The following is a 16726-nucleotide window of genomic DNA, read 5'->3' on the forward strand; positions in this document are numbered from 1 at the left end:
GCGTTTGTCGTCCTGAGATGGGGGTGCCAGGGGGCCCCAGATCAGGCATGGCCATCACGCTCAGCAGGATCAGAATGTTGGCATGCCCCTCCACGCCTACCTCAGACTCGTCGGCGAAAGACAAGGGGAAATCAGGGGCTCCGTCACGCAGAAGGGGCGTGAAGGTAGCATCCTGGTGACTGAGGTATTCCACTCGCTGGTCGCTCCGCGCGATCCGGTGACCGGTCGCCCGACGGGCAAGCGGATGCACAAGCCCTTCATCGTCACGAAGGATCTCGACCGGTCCACCCCCCACCTCCTGAACGTTCTCTGCCACAACGAGAACATCCCGCACTGGGAGCTGCAGTTCTACAGGTCGATCGCGATCGGCGTGGAGCGGCCCATCTTCACGGTCCGGCTCACGAACGCGAACATCTCGAGCATCCAGTTCCACGTCCTCAACGTGAGGAACCCGGCGCTCGCGCGCGTGCCCGAGCAGGAGCAGATCGCGTTCACCTACCAGAAGGTCGTCTGGACGTGGAACGACGGGGGCATCTCGGCGGAGGACGACTGGCTCACCCCGCGCTGAACGGGCGGGCTTCCGCTCGAGGCGCGAGCTGATCTACGATGGCGCCGTGGCCGGCGCATCGCTCCTCACCCGCATCACGCACGCGGCCGACCCGCACTCGACGGAGCGGCACACCTACCGGGATCACGACCTGGAGACGGCGATCCTGACGCACCTCGGGCACATGCTGAACACCCGCCAGGGCAGCTCGCTGACCTGTCCGGACTACGGCCTCATGGAGGTGTCCGAGGTGCTCCACGAGTTCCCCGAGGCGATCGGCCTGGTGCAACGGTCGATCAAGAACTGCATCCAGTCCTACGAGCCGCGGCTGAAGAACGTCCAGGTCCGGCACCTGCGCAGCGACGCGACCCAGTCCATGGTCCTCGAGTTCGAGATCACCGCGCAGATCCAGTTCGCCGACGGCCGGCGCCAGGCGCTCCGGCTGGGCGCCGCGGTGGACCAGAGCGGCAACGTCCGGATGACGTAGCGCCTGCCCGGCGTCCGGGCTCTCGGCGGTTGACACGCTCCGGCCCCGGCGGTCGACTGGCGGTGGCGAGAGGATGTTCAACAAGTACTACCAGGACGAGCTCACCTACCTGCGGGACCTGGGGCGGGAGTTCGCCGCCGCCTATCCCGGGATCGCGCCCATGCTCGCGGAGCGCGGCGGCGACCCCGACGTCGAGCGGCTCCTCGAGGGCGTCGCCTTCCTGACGGGCAAGATCCGCCAGAAGCTCGACGACGAGCTCCCCGAGGTCATCCACTCGGTCGCGTCGCTGCTCTTCCCGCACTACCTCCGCCAGATCCCGGCGACGTCGATCGTCGAGTTCACGCCGCTGCCGAACGTGGTGCGCGAGAAGCTCGTCGTGGCCCGGCACGCGGAGGTCGGGTCGGTCCCGGTCGACGGCGTCTCGTGCCGGTTCCGCACGACGCAGGACGTCGAGCTGGTCCCCTTGGCGGTCGAGGACGTGCGCGTCGACACGGGCGCGCAGCTCGCGCAGACGCTCCGCATCGAGCTCCGCCTGACGGGGGGCGCCGCGCTGTCGAGCCTGTCGCTCTCGTCGCTGCGCTTCTACATCCACGGCGAGCGCAGGCTCCAGGACGACCTGCGCCTCTGGGTCGGCGCGCATGTCGACGCCGTCGCGCTCGCCGCGGTGGACGCCGCCGGGCGGGACACGACGATCGCGTCGCTCCCCGCGCGCGCCGTGCGGCTCACGGGCTTCACCGACGAGGAGGCGCTGATCCCGTACCCGAAGACCGTCTACCCCGGCTTCCGGCTGCTCCAGGAGTTCTTCACGCTCCCGCAGAAGTTCGCGTTCTTCGAGGTGACCGAGCTCCAGGCGCTCTCGGCGGAGCGGATCTCCGACCGGTTCGCGATCCTTCTGCAGTTCAAGGACGGGCTCCCGCCGGGCACGCGGGTCGGCAAGGAGAACCTCCGCCTCTTCTGCTCGCCGGTCGTCAACCTGTTCGAGCACACGAGCGACCCGATCAAGCCCGAGGCCACCAAGCACGAGTACCTGTGCCGCCCGGCGGGCGCGGCGCCCTCCGCCTACGAGATCCACAGCATCGACAAGGTCGTCGGGATCGCGCGGCGCACGAGCCAGCGCGTCGAGATCCCCTCGTTCTTCAGCTTCCAGCACGAGCTCGATCCCGAGGCCGCCGCGCGGACGATCTTCTATCAGGCGCACCTCCGCCCCGCGGCGATCGGCGACGGGGTCGACATGTACCTGTCGTTCGGCTCGCCGCAGGACGCGGGCGCCCTCCCCGAGTTCGACGTGATCAGCATCGAGGCGACGAGCACGAACCGCCGCCTGCCGGCGCAGCTCCGGGTGGGCGATCTCCGGGTGCCGACGGCGACGTCCCCCGCGGTGGCGAGCTTCACCAACCTCACCGGCGTCACCGCGCCGCTCCCGCCGCCGATCGGGCGCGAGCTGCAGTGGCGCGTTCTGGCGCACATGGCGATGAGCTACCGCTCGATCACCGAGCTCGAGGTGCTCCGGGCGACGGTCGATCTCTACAACTTCCAGGCGATCGTCGACCGTCAGGCGGCGCGCGCCAACCAGCTCCGCCTGGCCGCGATCAAGTCGATCCGCGTGCGGCCGACGGATCGGCTGTACCGCGGGGCGCCCGTGCGCGGCGTGGCGGTCGACATCGAGCTCGACGAGGGCGGGTTCGTCGGCGAGGGGGAGATGTACCTGTTCGCGAGCATCCTGAACGAGATGCTGGGGTCCTACGTCTCGTTGAACTCGTTCACGCAGCTGACGGTCACCGGCACGAACACACGCGTGGTGCACAAATGGGAGCCGAAGAGCGGCAGCCTGACCCTGATCTGAAGGCCGCTGCGCCGAAGGGCGCCGCGAGCGCCGACCCCGCCGCGCTGGAGACGCTCCGGCGCTTCGAGGCGACCGCGCCGCGGTTCTCGTACTACCGCCTCATCTACCTGCTCGAGCGGCTGTTCCCCGCCGCGCCGCCGGTCGGTCAGCTCGGGCCCGTGCAGGACGAGCGCATCCGGCTCCGCGGCGATCCGTCGCTCATCTTCGCCTCGAGCGACGTGAGCGAGCTCGCGGTGGTCAAGTCGCCGGACGCGGTGCAGCGGGCGCGCGTCTCGACGACGTTCCTCGCCCTGTACGGCTCGGTGTCGCCGCTGCCGGCGTACTTCATCGAGCAGATCGCGCTGGCGGACTACCAGGGCGGGCCGCAGCCGGTCCGCGAGCTCCTCGACGTCCTCCATCACCGGCTCCTGTCGCTGCTCTACCGCGCGTGGACCAAGTACCGGCTGCCCGTCACCTACCGCAAGCGGGGCGCCGACCCGTTCTCGCGCCGGATGCTCTGCGCGGTGGGCCTCGACGGGTTCCGCGACTACGAGACGCCGCTCGATCGCTTCTTCTTCCTCCGCTACGCGTCCATCCTCGCCTCGAAGTCGCGCTCGGCGCGGAACCTCGAGACCGTGCTCTCCGAGATGCTCGGGAACATCGGCGTGCGCATCGAGCAGTTCGTCGGTCACTGGACGAAGATCGAGAAGCCGTTCCGGAACAAGCTCGGCGTGATGAACCACCAGCTCGGCGAGAGCCTGACCCTGGGGCGCTACGTCTTCGACGGCTCGGGCCGCTACAAGGTCGTGCTCGGCCCCGTCGGCTACGACGAGTACCTCTCCTTCTTGCCCGGCGGCAGCCGCCAGGAGCTCGTGCGCGGCGTCATCGAGACGTTCACGCCGGGCATCCACGACGTGATGCTCGAGATCCACGTGGATACGGACGAGGCGCCGCGGTTCCAGCTCGGCTCGCCGCGCGCCTCCACGCTCAAGCGCACCGCGTGGATCGGCGGCTCCGCGGCGGAGCGGCTCGTGATCACGATCCCCCTCGATGACAAGCACCTCGCGGGCGGCGACGACGAGGACGACGAGGATCGCGGCGAGCCGCCGCCGATGTGAGCGACGCCGCGCTGCGCCGCGGCGCTGCGGCGTTCAGTAGACGGTGAGGCTCTGGAGCGCGGCCGTGATCTCGTCGGCGTTCGCGTCGATGTTCTCGTGGTGGACGATCTGCACGAGCAGGACGCGGCGGGGGCTCCGGACGAGGATCTCGTGGGCGAACGCCTCGGAGACGGGCTTCGAGGGGATCTTCGCCTTGACGACGTAGCTGCGCCCCTGCGTGTTCGCGGTCGCCACGGGCGCGCGGCCGGAGAGGATCTCCGCCCCCTGCTCCTCGAGGTCGGCCTCGTAGCGCTTGAGCACGTCGGGCCACGGGTCCTCGGGGCTGTCGATGCGCTCGTAGATCGAGAACAGGAACTGCCGCGGCGACTGGTACGTGATGAAGCGGCGCTCCGGCGTGTAGTCGGCGCCGCCGACGTTCCAGTCGATCGGGCGGCTCATGCGGACGTCGCCGTTCATGAGGCCGACGCCGATCCTGCGGGGCACGCGGTCGGTGGCCGGGGCGTCGAGCGGCGGGAAGTGCACCTCGAAGCTCGCGTCCTTGCTCAGGAGGCCGGCCGCGCCGTGCAGGTAGAAGACGTCGTCCTGCTTGGGGGCGGTGGGCGACCCGCCGCAGCCTGCGAGCAGCGCGATCGCGGCGACGGCCGCGCAGGACGCGCCGGTGCGCCCTGGGGTGGCTGCGAGCGGACGCCGGGCGCGGGGGGCGGGGGCGTGCGCGAGCATCGGCATTCCGAGGTGCCTCATCGGCCGAACTCTAGGCCAGCGGGGGCGCGCCAGCCAAATGTTCGCAGAGGAGTTTGCCATCGAGGCGTCCGGCATTGAATGATTGCCCGGCCCGGGCAGCGCTGCGCCCGCCGATCGAGGCGGCGCCCCAGGCGCCGCGAGAGAGCCATGTCGAACGAAAGCAAACCGAGCCGCAAGGGCGCGCCCGCCGGAGCACCGGCGGCGAGCGCGTCGAGCACCCCCTGCAGCACGAGCCCCGATCGCGGGCGTCCGGCGCCGAGCCGCCGCGCGCCCCGACGCCCTGCGCTGGCAGCGGCCCTCGCGCTGGCGCTGGGGGCCCCGGCGTGCAGCGGCATCGACGCCGGCGTGGAGTACCCGAGCGACCTGCCCGACATCGATCGATACCTCTTGACACCCGAGAACGGCAAGGATCCGTCGCTCGCGCTGGGCAAGTTCAAGGTCGGCCCCGAGACGTGCCAGGGCGTCGACACGCACCCGGTCACCCAGAAGCTGTCGCCCGACGACCTCACCCGCTTCCTCGCGGCCCAGGGCGCCGGGGACATCTCCCCGAAGCTGGCGAGGTCGAACCTGTACTGGTTCGACTTCCCCGCGAGCGACAGGTCGTTCGTCCGGCTGCGCCTGGCGGTGCTCGAGGACGCGAAGGGCGCGACGCAGGATCTCCACGACGCCCTGCTGCAGCACGGCCCGGGCTGGTGGGGCGTCCACCGCTCGAACCTCGCCGTGCTCGCGCCGAAGGCGAGCCTCAGGGAGGCGATGGCGTTCGCGATCAAGTACAAGCTCGTCTGCTGGGGGGTGTTCACGTACGCGGGCAACGACGACGCGTACGTGGTCCCGGGGCCGTACGCCGAGCTCTGAGCCGAGCCGCCGGCGCGGGGGGCGGAGGCGCGAGTCGCCTCCGCCGCGACGGGCGACCTCTGCGAGTCTGGCCTACCCACAGGGAGACCGCGTAGACTGCGCCCATGCGCCGTTACGTCTTGCTCGCCGCCGCCGTCGCCCCGCTCCTCGCCGTGACCGCAGCCGTGTCTGTTCCCGGTTGCGGCGAGGAGTTCGAGAACATCTGCGCGTTCCTCGACGAGCCGAATAGCTGCTATCACAAGTTCCGGGACGAAACCTCGACTCGCTGCTGGCCGTCCGGCGAGAGCTCACCAAGCGGCACGTTTGCAAGCCGAGAGAAGCTCGACGTCTGCTTCCTCGAAGGTGGCGGGCAAATCGTCTTCGATCCACCCCTCGATATTGCGACGTTTCCACCGACAAGCGTCGCGTTCAAGCGACTTGATAGCCAGGCAGCAGAGTGCGGTTCTGTCACGCTCTCAGGCGAATTCAGCTACTCGGTGACCGTTCAGGTGCCCTGCACCGGTGAGGACGTCGACGCCGGCGCTGAAGGGTGCGTGGATGCCGGCACCGACAGCACGGGTATGGTCGGCAGGACCATCACACTAGCGACACCGGAGGGCAGGGATATCCTCGATGTGAATTGTGCAGACGGGACATCCCACCACTTCAACCGGGTCGACATCGAGGAATGTGCGGCGAGCGGGCAAGACAGGCTGCAGCCTCGAGCCGTGCTGGTGGCGAGCCCTGGCAACCAGCCTCCGCCGGATGCCGGCCCGACGGCGCCGGAAACGGTGGAGAACTATGCAGGCTTCATCAAGCTCAGTATCCACTACCCGCAGAGCGAAGCGATCACGGAGGTGGAGGACGAAGAGGGGAAAAAGGTGAAGCAGGTCTCCACCCCCCCGGAAGTGATCGAATACTTCAACTGCCGCATCCCGCCTCCTGCGCCGCTCTGCGCGAACGGCCAGAAGGACGGACTGGAGACCGACGTCGACTGCGGAGGCATGCTTTGCGACAAGCGGTGCGACAATGGTCAGTCATGCGCAGTGGATCAAGATTGCGCAGGAATGCCGTGTGTGCTCGACAGCAGCGGATTTCTCAAGTGCAAAGCGCCTGACGGCAGCAGCGCAAGCGCTATGACCGGAGGCGGTGCGGGTGCAGGCGGCTCGGGCGGCGCAGGGGGAGAGTAACCCCGCCTCGCTGTCGACCGAGGGCCCCGATCGCTAGGCTGCCCCCTAGAACAACGGTCACGTTGAGCGAGCGAGAAATGAACCGCCAAGACGCCAAGGACGCCAAGAAGAAGACAATGCCTTGGCGGTTCGAAGGTCTGCTCGTTTCAGGCGGGTTCAACCCGTTTGTTGCTCTAGGCGAGCTCAGCCGACAGGATCGCTCGAGACTGGCCACCTCTGCGCTGGGAGCATGACGGCCCGATCGCCGAGGCATCCCTCTCTTCCGCAGCAGGCGCAGAGCTGTCCTCCGGTCCTGGACTGGACGCCTCCGCTCACGCCACCAGCACCTTCACCACGAACGTCGTGCTCCCGAGCCGCAGCCGGTCGTTGTCGCGGAGCTGCCGGCGCTCGCCCTGCGCGAGGCGCTGCTCGTTGACGAAGGTGCCGTTCCGCGAGCCGTCGTCCTCGATGAAGACCTGACCCGTCGTCGGGTCCGCGTGGAGCGACGCGTGGCGCGAGGAGGCGCTCGCGTCCGCGAGCCCGATCTCCGTCCCCGGATCCGCCCCCGCGCGCCCGACCTGGGTGCGGCCGCTGTAGATCGGCCAGAAGCTGCCGCCGGGATCGTTCTGGAACGTCACGATGAAGCCGACGAGCACGCGCGACGGCTGCGCCGACACCGGCTGCACAACGCCCGGGACCGCACCCTGCACCACCGGCGGCGCGACGATCGCCGGCGCCCTGACCTGCACCTGCGCCGGTACCCCGCCCTGCACGAGCGGCGGCGGCGCCACCGCCCCGCCCTGCTGAACAAGCGGCGGCGGCGCCACCATCCCCGGCGTCCCCGTCGGCACCGCCGCGGGCACCCCGCCCTGCACGAGCGGCGGCGGCGCCACCGCCCCGCCCTGCTGCACAAGCGGCGGCGGCGCCACCATCCCCGGCGTCACCATCGGCGGGGGCGATACGATCGGCGGGGGCGCGCCGAACACCGGGGCCTGCGGCACAGGCTGCTGCCCCATCGCGCCGCCGAGGCCGCCGAGCCCCGCCCCGGGCCCGATCCCCGGGATCGGCGACGCAAGCGGCGGCTGGGCCGGCGGCACGCCCGGCGTGTTCGCCGGCGGGGACGAGGGCTGCGACGTGAGCCCCGCCGAGGGCGCCGCGCGCGCCCACGGGGAGACCGGGAAGGGAGCCTCGGCGCCCGTCGAGAACGCGACGGCACCGCCAGGCGCCGCGAGACCGCCTCCCAGCCCGACCGGCTGAGGCGGAGGAGGATAGGCGCCCTGCCCGCCCCCCATCGCGCCGTACCCCGACGACACCGGCTGCGGCACCGCGCCGCCATAGTTGGAGGCGCCCGGCTGCGCCGGGTAGCCCGGAGGGCCGGGTGGAGCATACGCGCCCCCCGCCTGCACCGGCGGCGGCGGCGCGACCGGGACAGAGGCTCCAGGAGCTGCGCCGGCCACGCTCGCACCGCACATCGAGCAGGCGGTGTCGGTCTCCTTGAGCATCCACGCGCAATTCGGGCACGGCCTCATGCGACGACGAGGCTACCGATTCGCTTGACATCCGTCGAGACGAAAGGCCGACCGCAGAGGAGCGCGCTTTCGTCGCGTCAGGACCGGCGCGCGCGCAGCGGGAGTCACCGGGCCACGCCCCCTCTTGACGAAAAAAGCGCCGCGCGTTCAAGACGCGCGGCGCCCGTGGAGCCCTGTCGCTCAGCGATCAGGGCTCAGTTGCTGGCGATCGAGCTCTTCTCGGACTTCTCGAGCTCCTTCTTCTCTCCGTCCTTCGACTCCTCGGTCGCGGGCGCGGGCTCGGGCAGCCGCTCGAGCGCGGCCTCGAGGACCTGCTCCATCCGGCTGACGAAGAAGAACTGCAGCTCGTCCACGACCTCCTTCGGAACCTCCTCGAGATCCGCCCGGTTGCGCTCGGGGACGATGATGCGCTTGATGCCGGCGCGGTGCGCCGCCAGCACCTTCTCCTTCAGGCCGCCGATCGGGAGCACCCGACCGCGGAGCGTGATCTCGCCCGTCATCGCGACGTCGTGGCGAACCTTGATCCCCGTGAGGAGCGAGACCAGCGCCGTGAACATCGTCACACCGGCGCTCGGCCCGTCCTTGGGCATCGCGCCGGCGGGGATGTGGATGTGCAGGTCGCTCTTCTCGAGGAAGTCCTTCGCGATGCCGTACCTCCCCGCGTTGCTGCGCACGAAGGACAGCGCCGCCTGCGCCGACTCCTTCATCACGTCGCCGAGCTGGCCGGTGAGCTGGAGCTTGCCCGTGCCGTACATCCTCGTCGCCTCGATGAAGAGGATCTCCCCGCCGACGCTCGTCCACGCCAGGCCCGTCGCGACGCCGCTCTCCGCGGTGCGCTCGGCGACCTCGCTCGTGTACTTCGCCGGGCCGAGGAACTCGTGCAGGTCGTCCTCGTTGTCGACGCGCCGCTTCTGCGTGTCGCCCTCCGCCACCTTCACCGCCACGCCGCGGATGACGCCCGCGATCTGCCGCTCGAGCGAGCGAACGCCGGCCTCGCGCGTGTAGTGATCGATGATCTCCTCCAGCGCCTTGTCCGTGACCTCGAGCTGCTCCGTCGTGAGCCCGTGCTCGGAGAGCTGCTTCGGCAGGAGGTGCTGCCGCGCGATCGCGAGCTTCTCCTTCCGCGTGTAGCCGGGGATCTCGAGGATCTCCATGCGGTCGCGGAGGGGCGGCGGGATCGGGTCGGCCACGTTCGCGGTCGCGACGAACATCACGTGCGACAGGTCGTACGGGATCTCCAGGTAGTGATCCGCGAAGGTGTTGTTCTGCTCCGGGTCGAGCACCTCGAGCAGCGCCGCCGAGGGGTCGCCCCGGAAGTCGTGCCCGATCTTGTCGACCTCATCCATCATGAAGACCGGGTTGATCGTCCCCGACTTCTTCATGCCCTGGATGATCTGGCCAGGGAGCGCGCCGACGTAGGTGCGCCGGTGGCCGCGGATCGCCGCCTCGTCGTGCACGCCGCCGAGCGAGACGCGGTGGAACTTGCGGCCGAGGGCGCGCGCGATGCTCCGGCCGAGCGAGGTCTTGCCGACGCCGGGCGGGCCGAGCAGGCAGAGGATCGGTCCCTTCTTGTCCTGCTTCAGCTTGCGCACCGCGAGGTACTCGAGGATGCGCTTCTTGACCTTCTCCAGGCCGTAGTGATCCTCGTCGAGCACCTTGCGGACGCTGCCGATGTCGAGGTTGTCCTGCGTCGACTGCGTCCAGGGCACGTCGAGGATCCAGTCGAGGTACGTCCGCACCACGGTGTACTCGGCCGACCCGACCTGCATCGTGCGCAGCCGCTTGAGCTGCTTCTTCGCGACCGTCTCCGCCTCGGTCGGCAGGTTCGCCTTCGCGATGCGGTCCTCGAGGCCGTCGAGATCGCCCTGATCGCCGTCGTCCTCGCCGAGCTCCTCCTTGATCGCCTTGAGCTGCTGGCGCAGGACGTACTCGCGCTGGTTCTTGCCCATCTCCTCCTTGATCTGGGAGTTGATGCGCTCGCGCATCTTCAGGATCTCGAGCTGCCGCGTGAGCAGCCGGAGCACCTTGCGGATGCGCTCCTTGACGTCGATCGTCTCGATGAGCTGCGCCTTCTCCTCGACCGGCGCGTCCAGGTTGGCCGCGACGAGGTCGGCGAGCGCGCCGGGCGCCTGGATGGAGTCGATGAGCGAGCCCGCCTCGCGCGGCAGCTCGGGCATGAGCTGGATGACCTGCTTCGCGATGTCGCGCAGGCTCATCGCCAGCGCCTCGGCCTCGACGTCCTCCGTCGCCGGCTCGTCCATGCGGCGGATCTTGGCCCGCAGGTACGGCGAGTGCGCCGTGACGCTCTCCAGCCGGATCCGCGTGAGGCCCTGCAGGATCAGCGAGTAGTTGCCCGAGCTGTGCTTGAGCGCCTTCAGCACGCGCGCGGCGCAGCCCATGGGGTACAGGTCTTCAGCCCCGGGATCGTCGGTCGACGGATCGCGCTGGGCAAAAATCGCGATGACCGGGCCGGGGAGGTTGTCGACATCCTCGACCAGCGCGACCGACTTCTCGCGGCCGACGTCGAAGGGCGCAACGGCGCCCGGGAACAGGACCGCATTGCGAATCGGCAGGACCGGCAGCTCGTCCCCGAAGACGACCTCTTCTTCGGAGCGCGGCGGCATCGGCGGGTTCTTTTTCTCGGACATGGCGATCTCCTCTAGGCACCCGACCGGGGGAGGTAAACCCCTTCATGAACCGCGGCCGGGCCGCGCGGTCGACGCGCGCCCCGGTCATCTTGGCTTGCATCCAGACGGATGAGAATCGTGCGACGCGGAGCCCTGCTGGCCCGAAGACAGCCCGCGAGGCTACGGGAGCTCACCATAGACACGGCGCATGCCGCGTGCCACAGCCCTGGTCATTTTTTTGAATGTGGATACGCTGCGGTCAGCTCCGACCTGCAGCGCTCGCCCGTTGGTCGACGCAGCGCAGGATCCTCCGCGGCGGATCCGCCGCAGAGAGCGCCGCTCATCGCAGCCCTCGCAGCCCTCGCAGCCCTCGCGGAACGATGATCGATCCCCTGCTCGGCCTCGGCGCGCTCGCGCTCGCGATGCTCAGCCTGCCAGCGGCGCCCTCCCTCGATCCAGGCCCCAGCGCAGCGTGCCCGCCGGACATGCGGCTCGTCACCGGCACGCACCATGACGAGGTGCAGCATGTCTGCGTCGAGCCGGTCAAGAACGGCAAGGCGACCCACTGCTTCGCCTACTGGGAAGGCATCACCGCCGAGGAGGGTCGGACGACCGAGATCGCCGTGTGCATGGACCAGTTCGAGGCGCCGAACCAGCGCGGCGCGAAGCCGCTCGTGATGCAGTCGTTCGAGATGGCGACCGCCTGGTGCGCGGCGCGCGGCAAGCGCGTCTGCGCCGAGCAGGAGTGGGAGCTCGCGTGCGAGGGGCCCGAGCGGCGCCCGCTCGCCTACGGCTGGCGCGTCGACAGGACGGTCTGCAACAGCGGCAAGGCCTGGCGGCCGGTCGACGAGCGGAAGCTCGGCGCCTCCGGCGCGGTCGCGCAGCGCGAGGTGGAGCGGCTCTGGCAGGGCGCCCCGAGCGGATCGTACCCGGGGTGCGCCTCGGCCTTCGGCGTCTTCGACATGATGGGCAACGTCGAGGAGTGGGTCGCGTCGCGCCCCGGCCGCCGGTGGCCGGGCGCGCTCATGGGCGGCTTCTGGGCCAAGCCGTGGACGGGGTGCCGCGGGACGAACGACGCACACGACCCGACGTTCGTGTTCTACGAGACCGGCTTCCGCTGCTGCGCGGACCCGCGCCCCGCGGCGGGGACGCCCTGACGCCGCGCCGCCGCGGCGGAGCTCGCCGCGAAGAAGAAGGCCCGATGACGCGCGGCTCCTGCTAGAAGCCAGGGCGTGCGCGCGCTCTTCTTCGGGACCCCCGCCATCGCCGTGCCCTCGCTCGAGGCGCTCGCGTCGATCGCCAACGTCGTCGGCGTCGTCTGCCAGCCGGATCGGCCGGCCGGACGCGGGCTCGAGCTGAAGGCGCCGCCGGTCAAGGTGAAGGCGGGGGAGCTCGGCATCCCGGTCGTGCAGCCCGAGAAGATCCGCACGCCCGAGTTCGCCGCGTGGGTGAGGGACGCCGGCGCCGACGTGGCGCTCGTGATCGCCTACGGGCGCATCCTGCCGAAGGCGGTGCTCGAGGCGCCGCGGCGCGGGTGCATGAACCTGCACGCGTCGATCCTGCCGCGCTACCGCGGCGCCGCGCCGATCACCTGGGCGATCGTCCGGGGCGAGGCGGAGACGGGCGTCGCGCTGATGCAGATGGATGAGGGCATGGACACGGGGCCTGTCTACGCCGTGCACCGCACGCCGATCGGCCCCGACACGACGGCCGACGAGCTCGCCGTCGAGCTCGGCGCGCTCGCGGCGCGCGTCGTGCGCGAGGACCTCCGCCGCGCGGTCGACGGCGAGCTCGAGCTGACCGCGCAGGACCACGCGGCGGCGACGCACGCGCCGCTCCTGAAGAAGGAGGACGGCCGCGTCCGGTGGGACCGGAGCGCGCGGCAGATCCACGACCACATCCGGGGGATGACCTCGTGGCCGGGCGCCTTCACGACGATCGGGGGCAAGGCGCTCAAGGTGCTGGCGGCGCGCGTGGAGAGCGATGCGCCGCACGGCGAGGCGCCGCCGGGCACCGTGGTGATGGCCGGCCGCGGCGTGGTGATCGTCGCCTGCGGCACGGGCGCGATCCAGATCCTGCGGGCGCAGGTCGAGGGACGGAAGCCGCTCGCCGCCGCGGATCTCGTGGCCGGGCGGACGCTGCAGACGGGGATGGTGCTCGGCACCTGAGCCGCGCGCGGCGCGGGCGCCGGCGTCAGGGCCCTGCCGGGTGCCAGATCGTCTTCATCTCGACGAACCGCTCGATCCAGCGGGGGGACGTCGCCGCCCTGTCGTCGAACCACGCCGCCTCGTCGAGCGCGCGGGCGCGCACGCGCTTGACCGTGGCGGAGGCCGCCTCCTCGAGGCGCTTCTGCAGGGCCGCGTCCACGCCGTGCAGGTCGAGCGCCGCGACCTCCATGTGCGCGGCGAGGTGCGGTAGCACCTCCGCGAGCTGGCCGGTGAGGACGTTGACGACGCCGCCCGGGAGATCGCTCGTGGCGAGCGCCTCGCCGAAGACGAGGGAGGTGCGCGGGTCCGCCTCGCTCGCGAGCACGACGCAGGTGTTGCCGGCGGTGATCACCGGCAAGAGGGAGCTCGCGAGGCCGAGGAGCGCCGGGCGCGGCGGCGCCGCGATGACGACGACCCCCATCGGCTCGGGCACCGTGAAGGTGAAGTGCGGGCCCGCGACCGGGTTCAGGCTCGAGAACAGGCTCTGAAACTTGTCGGCCCACCCGGCGTACGCGACCGCGCGATCGATCGTCGCGAGGACCTCGCGCTGCGCGGCGCCGGCGTCGAGCCCGCCGCGCTCGAGCGAGGCCGCGAGCTCCGCGCGCCGCGCCTCGAGCATCTCGGCGAGGCGGTAGAGGATCTGCCCCCGGTTGAAGGCCGAGCGCGACGACCAGCCGGCGAACGCGCCGGCGGCCGCGACCACAGCGTCGCGCCCGTCCTTGCGGGACGCGCGCGGGATGTTCTCGACCGCGCCCGCGCCGCCGTGATCGCGCACCTGCGTGTACCTCCCGGACTCCGAGCGCACGAACGCGCCGCCCACGAACATCTTGTACGCCTTGCGTACGCCCACGCGCTCGCCCGCCGGGGCGTCGTGCGCGCCGGCGCCGGTCGCCGCGCGCCCCTCGCTCTCGCTGCTGTCCTGGTTGCCGAGCGCCATCAGTCCACCTCGAGGTAGGCGAGCAGCCCCTGGCGCCCGCCCTCGCGGCCGAAGCCGCTCTCCTTGTAGCCGCCGAACGGGGAGCTCGGATCGAACTTGTTGAACGTGTTCGCCCACACGACCCCGGCGCGCAGGCGCTGCGCGACCCAGAAGCTCTTCGAGCCCTTGCCCGTCCAGACGCCGGCCGACAGCCCGTACATCGTGTTGTTCGCCTTCTCGATCGCCTCCTCGGGCGTGCGGAAGGTCAGGATGGAGAGCACGGGGCCGAAGATCTCCTCGCGCGCGATGCGGTGCGACTGCGCGACGCCCGTGAACAGCGTCGGCGCGAACCAGTAGCCGCGCTGCGGGAGCGCGCAGCTCACCGAGAAGCGCGCGGCCCCCTCGCGCTCGCCCGCGGCGACGAGCTCCTGGATCTTCTCGAGCTGCGCCCGCGAGTTGATCGCGCCGACGTCCGTGTTCTTGTCGAGCGGGTCGCCGACGCGCAGGGTGGCCATGCGCTCGCGCAGCTTGACGAGGAGCGCGTCGTGGACGCTCTCCTCGACGAGGAGGCGCGAGCCCGCGCAGCAGACGTGCCCCTGGTTGAAGAAGATGCCGCCGATGATCCCCTCGACGGCCTGGTCGAGCGGCGCGTCCTCGAAGACGATGTTGGCGGCCTTTCCGCCGAGCTCGAGGGTGAGCTTCTTGCCGGTGCCGGCGAGCGCGCGCTGGATGCGCTTGCCGACCTCGGTCGAGCCGGTGAAGGCGACCTTGTCGACGCCGGGGTGGCCGACGACCGCGGCGCCCGTCGGGCCAGCGCCCGTGACCACGTTGACGACGCCGGGCGGGAGGTCGGCCTCCTCGATGATCTTCGCGAGGAGGAGCGCGGTGAGCGGCGTCGTCTCGGCGGGCTTGAGGACGCACGTGTTGCCCGCCGCGAGGGCCGGGGCGAGCTTCCACGCCGCCATGAGGAGCGGGAAGTTCCACGGGATCACCTGGCCCGCGACGCCGAGCGGGCGCGGGTCGCGCCCCGGGAAGGCGTGGTCGAGCTTGTCGGCCCAGCCCGCGTGGTAGAAGAAATGCGCGGCCGCGAGCGGCAGATCGACGTCGCGGGACTCCTTGATCGGCTTGCCGCCATCGAGCGACTCGACGACCGCGAGCTCGCGCGCCTTCTCCTGGAGGGCGCGGGCGATGCGGTAGATGTACTTGCCGCGATCGAGCGGGCGCAGGCGCGACCAGTGCTTCTCGTACGCGGCCCGGGCGGCCTGCACGGCGAGGTCGACGTCCCGCTCGGAGGCCTCGGCGAACTCGCAGAGCTTCTCCTCGGTCGACGGGTTGATGCTGTCCAGGTAGCGGCCCGACGCCGGGGCGCGCCACGCGCCGCCGATGAAGAGGTCGTACCGCGGCGCGATCTTCACGTGATCGCGCGCCTCGGGCGCCGGCGCGTAGCGCCACGCGTCGCCGAACACGATGGCGGCGTCGGCAGCGTCACGCGCGGCGTCGCGCGCAGGGCCCGCGTCCCGAGCGGCGATCGTCTGCCGGGGTGCGCCCCCGTCGCCGCCTGCCGCGGCGGTGCTCTTGTCGCTCATGGCGCGCACTCTACGCCCGCCGCCGCGGGTTGAACATCGGAGCGGGCCGTGGCCTCCCACGGCGGGCTGAGGCGCGCAGGGGACCGGGGGCGCGCGCGCTCGCCGGGTTGCGCGCGGCGGGCTCGGGCGCGTACGGCCGCCGCGCACGGTCGGCCGGAGCGCCGGGTCAGTCCTTGCTGAAATAGTCGCCGCTCTGGTAAGCGCCTGTCCGCTCCTTCTCGAGCTGCATGAGCACGTCGTTGAGGAGCGTCGACGCGCCGAAGCGGAAGAGGTCGCTCGAGAGCCAGGCGTCGCCGAGGGTCTCCTTGACCATCACGAGGTAGTGGAGCGCCTGCTTCGCCGTGCGGATGCCGCCGGCCGGCTTCATCCCGACGCGCCGGCCGGTCGCGTGCGCGTGATCGCGGATCGCCTCCAGCATCACGAGCGTCACCGGGGGCGTCGCCGCCGGGGTGATCTTCCCGGTCGAGGTCTTGATGAAGTCGGCGCCGGCGAGCATCGCGATGCGGCTCGCCTTGCGGACGCGGTCGTAGCTCCCGAGCTCGCCCGTCTCCAGGATCACCTTGAGGTGCGCGCGCCCGCAGGCCTCCTTGGTTGCCGCGATCTCGTCGTGGACCGCGGCGTACTCGCCCGCGAGCATCGCGCCGCGGTCGATCACCATGTCGATCTCGTCGGCGCCGAGCTCGACCGCCTGGCGCACGTCGGCGAGCTTGACGGCGAGCGTCGACAGGCCGCTCGGGAAGGCGGTCGCCACACTCGCCACCTTGACGGATGAGCCCTCGACCGCTCGCCTGGCGACGGGCACGAGCTTGGGATAAACGCACACCGCCGCACAGGAAGGGATGTCCGCGCGCTCGTGGGGTCGGAGCGCCTTCTGGCAGAGCTGTTGGACCTTTCCCGGGGAGTCTTTTCCCTCGAGGGTGGTGAGGTCCATCATGGAAATGGCGAGCTTGAGGCCGGCGACCTTGGCGGGGCCCTTGATGCTCCTTTTGCCGAGCCCGGCTGCGCGCTCTTCGACCATGACCTTATCCACGGTAGGCGAAGAGAAATCGGGGTAGGTGATTCCCCTGCCCTGGCCCACCGTACCGTCGGTGGTGCCGCTCGCGTTTCCGAAGATCGCCATCGGCCTCGTCTCCTGTCGGCGCA

At 70.8% G+C, this 16726-nt stretch carries 14 protein-coding genes; 8 read left to right on the top strand and 6 right to left on the bottom strand.

Translation table 11 applies throughout. From position 1 onward, the window contains the following. Positions 1 to 82 precede the first annotated feature (82 nt). From tssD to tssG, 4 genes are all read left to right on the top strand, one after another. The gene (gene tssD, locus WMF24_RS26865; protein ID WP_437730243.1) at positions 83 to 568 is read left to right on the top strand and encodes a type VI secretion system tube protein TssD; all 486 of its coding nucleotides are present in this window, start codon (positions 83 to 85) and stop codon (positions 566 to 568) included. A 46-nt stretch (positions 569 to 614) separates the two neighbouring features. Further along, complete coding sequence (gene tssE / locus WMF24_RS26870) at positions 615 to 1034, top strand: type VI secretion system baseplate subunit TssE (protein ID WP_437730244.1); 420 nt, start codon at positions 615 to 617, stop codon at positions 1032 to 1034. A gap of 73 nt (positions 1035 to 1107) precedes the next feature. Continuing rightward, positions 1108 to 2877 carry a type VI secretion system baseplate subunit TssF gene (gene tssF / locus WMF24_RS26875; protein WP_437730245.1) on the top strand — a complete coding sequence of 590 codons (1770 nt, stop codon included), beginning with the start codon at positions 1108 to 1110 and terminating at the stop codon, positions 2875 to 2877. Then, positions 2841 to 3974: a type VI secretion system baseplate subunit TssG gene (gene tssG / locus WMF24_RS26880; RefSeq protein ID WP_437730246.1), complete on the top strand. Its 1134-nt coding sequence runs from the start codon at positions 2841 to 2843 to the stop codon at positions 3972 to 3974. Before tssF ends, tssG begins: the two co-directional genes overlap by 37 nt. Before the next feature lie 33 nt (positions 3975 to 4007). Here the strand turns inward: tssG and WMF24_RS26885 are convergent, their stop codons facing one another. Further along, positions 4008 to 4715, bottom strand: coding sequence for a hypothetical protein (locus WMF24_RS26885; RefSeq protein ID WP_437730247.1), 708 nt, complete (start codon positions 4713 to 4715; stop codon positions 4008 to 4010). Positions 4716 to 4862: 147 nt separating this feature from the next. Between WMF24_RS26885 and WMF24_RS26890 the strand changes: the two genes are divergently transcribed. Next, the gene (locus WMF24_RS26890) at positions 4863 to 5570 is read left to right on the top strand and encodes a hypothetical protein (protein WP_437730248.1); all 708 of its coding nucleotides are present in this window, start codon (positions 4863 to 4865) and stop codon (positions 5568 to 5570) included. Between the two features lie 104 nt (positions 5571 to 5674). Beyond that, entirely contained in the window at positions 5675 to 6739 is a 1065-nt protein-coding gene (locus WMF24_RS26895; RefSeq protein ID WP_437730249.1) for a hypothetical protein, read from the top strand. Positions 6740 to 7050: 311 nt separating this feature from the next. Here WMF24_RS26895 and WMF24_RS26900 read toward each other — a convergent pair whose 3' ends face one another. Further along, a complete protein-coding gene (locus tag WMF24_RS26900; protein WP_437730250.1) occupies positions 7051 to 8220 on the bottom strand; it encodes an FHA domain-containing protein in 1170 nt (389 codons plus the stop codon). Positions 8221 to 8441: 221 nt separating this feature from the next. After that, a complete protein-coding gene (lon, locus tag WMF24_RS26905; protein WP_437730251.1) occupies positions 8442 to 10895 on the bottom strand; it encodes an endopeptidase La in 2454 nt (817 codons plus the stop codon). A gap of 359 nt (positions 10896 to 11254) precedes the next feature. Here lon and WMF24_RS26910 point away from each other — a divergent pair, with 359 nt between their 5' ends. Together WMF24_RS26910 and fmt are read left to right on the top strand one after the other, a co-directional pair. After that, positions 11255 to 12031 carry a formylglycine-generating enzyme family protein gene (locus tag WMF24_RS26910; protein ID WP_437730252.1) on the top strand — a complete coding sequence of 259 codons (777 nt, stop codon included), beginning with the start codon at positions 11255 to 11257 and terminating at the stop codon, positions 12029 to 12031. A gap of 75 nt (positions 12032 to 12106) precedes the next feature. Continuing rightward, positions 12107 to 13042, top strand: a complete 936-nt coding sequence (fmt, locus tag WMF24_RS26915; RefSeq protein WP_437730253.1) for a methionyl-tRNA formyltransferase — start codon at positions 12107 to 12109, stop codon at positions 13040 to 13042. A 25-nt stretch (positions 13043 to 13067) separates the two neighbouring features. Here fmt and WMF24_RS26920 read toward each other — a convergent pair whose 3' ends face one another. From WMF24_RS26920 to deoC, 3 genes are all read right to left on the bottom strand, one after another. Next, positions 13068 to 13907 carry an aldehyde dehydrogenase family protein gene (locus WMF24_RS26920; protein ID WP_437738859.1) on the bottom strand — a complete coding sequence of 280 codons (840 nt, stop codon included), beginning with the start codon at positions 13905 to 13907 and terminating at the stop codon, positions 13068 to 13070. Positions 13908 to 14017: 110 nt separating this feature from the next. Further along, positions 14018 to 15583, bottom strand: a complete 1566-nt coding sequence (locus WMF24_RS26925; protein ID WP_437730254.1) for an aldehyde dehydrogenase family protein — start codon at positions 15581 to 15583, stop codon at positions 14018 to 14020. 166 nt (positions 15584 to 15749) lie between these two features. Continuing rightward, entirely contained in the window at positions 15750 to 16703 is a 954-nt protein-coding gene (deoC, locus tag WMF24_RS26930) for a deoxyribose-phosphate aldolase (protein ID WP_437730255.1), read from the bottom strand. Positions 16704 to 16726: the final 23 nt, after the last annotated feature.

It is taken from the genome of Sorangium sp. So ce1335, from assembly GCF_051521615.1.
Taxonomy (GTDB): domain Bacteria; phylum Myxococcota_A; class Polyangia; order Polyangiales; family Polyangiaceae; genus Sorangium.